This window comes from Frigidibacter sp. MR17.14, assembly GCF_037095735.1.
GTDB lineage: Bacteria > Pseudomonadota > Alphaproteobacteria > Rhodobacterales > Rhodobacteraceae > Frigidibacter.
The window spans coordinates 1-1747 of record NZ_JBAWKD010000039.1 but is presented as its reverse complement, the minus strand read 5'-3'; the positions used below and the strand labels follow the sequence as shown (position 1 = coordinate 1747).

Annotated in this window: 3 protein-coding genes; all 3 read right to left on the bottom strand. The window is 68.1% G+C overall.

What is annotated here, in order from left to right:
- Positions 1–291: hypothetical protein (locus V8J36_RS22795; protein ID WP_336469606.1), on the bottom strand; the 291-nt coding region annotated here is incomplete at its 3' end.
- A 52-nt stretch (positions 292–343) separates the two neighbouring features.
- The gene (locus tag V8J36_RS22790; RefSeq protein WP_336469605.1) at positions 344–802 is read right to left on the bottom strand and encodes a hypothetical protein; all 459 of its coding nucleotides are present in this window, start codon (positions 800–802) and stop codon (positions 344–346) included.
- Positions 799–1431, bottom strand: a complete 633-nt coding sequence (locus V8J36_RS22785; RefSeq protein WP_336469604.1) for a hypothetical protein — start codon at positions 1429–1431, stop codon at positions 799–801. Before V8J36_RS22785 ends, V8J36_RS22790 begins: the two co-directional genes overlap by 4 nt.
- Between the last annotated feature and the right edge of the window lie 316 nt (positions 1432–1747).

Genomic DNA, 1747 nt, shown 5'->3' with positions numbered 1-1747 from the left:
GTGCTTGCCGCCGCCGATGCCGACGACGCGACAGATGTCGGCGATTGTGGCGCGGATGGCTTCTCCGGCTTCTACTGAGATCGGGCGGTTGCTGAGTGCAAACGGCCGCAGGGCGTAAGGTGGATGGGGCGTTGCGATCCAGCTGCCGCCGAGCTGCGCCAAGCGTTCTTCGACGACACTGTCTCGGACCTTCGAGGTCGGCGCGATGACGTCGACCCGCTCGAACCCGCCGGTGATCGCGTTCGCCAGAACGGCCGGCCACCGGATCGCGAAGCGATCGTGCTTTTGCATTTGAGAATGTCCTTGGGAAATGGGCACGGGCGTTGCCGCCCGTGCATGCCGATCAGGCCACGGTGGCTTGGCTGGTCTGGCCGGGCTTTGGCAGGCGGGCTGCGATCTCGCACTCGGCGGCGATCAGGTAGGCCACGCGGTTCGCGAGGCGCCGGGCCTCGCGCGCCAACTCCAGCATCCTCTCGAGGGAACGATCCTCGGCGTCGGGCACGCCGATCCGGGCGATTAGCTCGTCGAGCTCGGTGAAGACCTCCTCGTCGAGGAGCGTCTTGGCGTCGAGCTGGGCGTGCAGCTTCAGCGTCGGGCCGGCGAAAGCGGTCTGCTGCCGGTCCGTGAGATCGGCGAAGGCGAGGAGGATGCTGTCCAACGCTTCCAGTCCGTCGGCGAATATATCGCAGATGCGGCTCTGATCGGAGGGGCGCGGCACGTTGGTGATCACCAGGTGCCGATGCGTGTTCGCGCCGCTGAAGCTGTTCGGCAGGTATTCGAAAAGGGTGCGATCGCTGCTCATGCCCGCACCTCCGTCGGCATCGCGAGGGTCGGCATGGGCGGCGTCATTCTCATGCGCTCGCCTTTGCGGCGGTGGACGACCTCGACCCGGCGACCGGCGACGACGATCTCCTTCAGGCACTCGGCCCGGCGCCAGGCGGCGATGTCGCGCTCGGCGATGATGCGGGCGAGGACCGACAGGAAGCGTTCGCGGGTGCGGGCGCCCAGCGTGCCGATCACCGGCGTGCCGCGCTTCGAAGCGGCGAAGCGGGGATCGTCGAGCGAGACGGTGATCCGGCGCTCGCAAGCGAAGCCGGTGGCGCGGTGCAGGTTCGCGGCCTCGATCTCCGCGATCGACCAGACGCCGACGCCGTAGCGTCGGTCGTAGGGGTAGTCGTGGAAGCGGAAGGCGCCGCGCGTCGTGCCGAAGGCCAGCGTGACGGTCGCGCCGTCGGCGGTCTTGTCGCGCAGCATCACGAGCGCCGGGCGAACCTTCGGCTGTGCCTCGGGATCGAGGGCGTCTTGATCGGGGAAGCGGAAAGCAACGATGTCGCCGGGCTTCAGCGCCTCGCGCCAGTCCGGCGCTGCTTGCACGTCAGTTGCAACTTGGGTCGAGACCGTCTCGGTGGTCGGGGTGAATGCGTCAAACATCGACGAACTCCATGTGAGGGGGGATGTGTCGACGCGCGCTTCTTCTATCCGTTTTGTTGGACCAGGGCTTCGGCTGCGCGTCACAAAGACCGCGCAGCTGAAACCCTGATCCTTTGCCCTTCTTCGGACGGAGGGGTTCGGGGAGGTGTCCAACGCTCCCCGGGCGCGAGAAGGGGGGCCAGCGAAGCGATGGGGGGAGAGTGCAGAACGCCTCCCCCCGGTCCGTCGGAAGGACGCCGGAAAGGGTGCAGGGCACAGGCGGCGAGCGGTCCCGACCCGGGGTGGCCGGAGGGGTGGCACGCCCTCCCGGTCCGTC

Bases quoted from the DNA above. Each gene is read 5' to 3' on its own strand.
- V8J36_RS22790 (WP_336469605.1), bottom strand. From the start codon at position 802: ATGAGCAGCGATCGCACCCTTTTCGAATACCTGCCGAACAGCTTCAGC.
- V8J36_RS22785 (WP_336469604.1), bottom strand. From the start codon at position 1,431: ATGTTTGACGCATTCACCCCGACCACCGAGACGGTCTCGACCCAAGTT.